The 908-nt window shown below is 40.5% G+C and carries 2 protein-coding genes; both read right to left on the bottom strand.

All coding sequences use genetic code 11. The annotated features are described in order from the left end of the window. Positions 1-5 precede the first annotated feature (5 nt). Positions 6-452, bottom strand: a complete 447-nt coding sequence (locus JMX13_RS13585; protein ID WP_201613351.1) for a transposase — start codon at positions 450-452, stop codon at positions 6-8. A 52-nt stretch (positions 453-504) separates the two neighbouring features. Further along, entirely contained in the window at positions 505-846 is a 342-nt protein-coding gene (locus JMX13_RS13580) for an IS630 transposase-related protein (RefSeq protein ID WP_201613350.1), read from the bottom strand. Between the last annotated feature and the right edge of the window lie 62 nt (positions 847-908).

Raw genomic sequence — 908 nt, 5'->3', positions numbered from 1 at the left:
TATAGTCAGTCCACAATAAAATTAGTACAACCCATATCATGAAATAGCTTAGGTAGATTATTCTCCACCCAACCTTGGCGTAGAAACTTCGCCTGTGCCCATTTTTTCTCAATAGGGTTTAAATCAGGGCTGTAAGGCGGTAGAAACAACAAGCGATGTCCATGCCTGTTGAGTAGTCTCTGAACGCGTTTGTGAAAGCTGGCATTATCCATGACGATTACGCATTTGGTTTTAAGGCTCGGTATTAGCGTGTCTTTGCACCAGACGTAGAATATATCGCCATTGATATTCTTTTCGAAGTAATCTAGGGCAAATAACGCTTTTTTATATAAGGCACCAATGACGTTAGTTCGTTTTTTACCTTGCCAGTTGTAACTATCGATACAAGGCTTACCTACCGGTGCATAACCAAAGGTGCGTAGGGCTTCAGACTCAAAGCCGCTTTCATCCATGTATACAATAGCAAAGCCTTGAGCGATGTAGTCGCCCAGTTTACTTAGATATTTAGCTCTCTTTAGGGGGCAAGCTTTTGGATGCGCTAAAGTCTTTTTTTTGGCTAATGCCAAGACGTTTTAAAGCGGCCTCGATGCCCGACTTACTACAGCCAAAACGCTGTGCTCTCTCGTACATGTAATCGTCTGGATGTTGTTCAACATCTTTTAATAATGCTTCGTTAGGTATTTTACTGGGTGGTTTATTGCGAGTTAGTTTGATGCTAGGCTCTTTGAGCCAATTCTGTAGCGTGGCCTTACTAATGTCATAGAATGCACAAGCTTGTCTGATACTCATACCTTGTTGTTCGACACTTTTAATCACTTGAGCTCGAAAATCTGCTGAATAAGTCATAATCTTTTTACTTTTCGCTTATTTTAAAGCTACCGTACCACTTTTATAAAAGATCTACTATA

The organism is Psychrobacter immobilis (assembly GCF_904846285.1).
GTDB classification, from domain to species: domain Bacteria; phylum Pseudomonadota; class Gammaproteobacteria; order Pseudomonadales; family Moraxellaceae; genus Psychrobacter; species Psychrobacter immobilis_D.
This window is presented reverse-complemented; position numbering and strand designations above follow the sequence as displayed.

Coding starts and splice junctions, on each gene's coding strand:
- JMX13_RS13580 (WP_201613350.1), bottom strand. CDS start 846: ATGACTTATTCAGCAGATTTTCGAGCTCAAGTGATTAAAAGTGTCGAA.
- JMX13_RS13585 (WP_201613351.1), bottom strand. CDS start 452: ATGGATGAAAGCGGCTTTGAGTCTGAAGCCCTACGCACCTTTGGTTAT.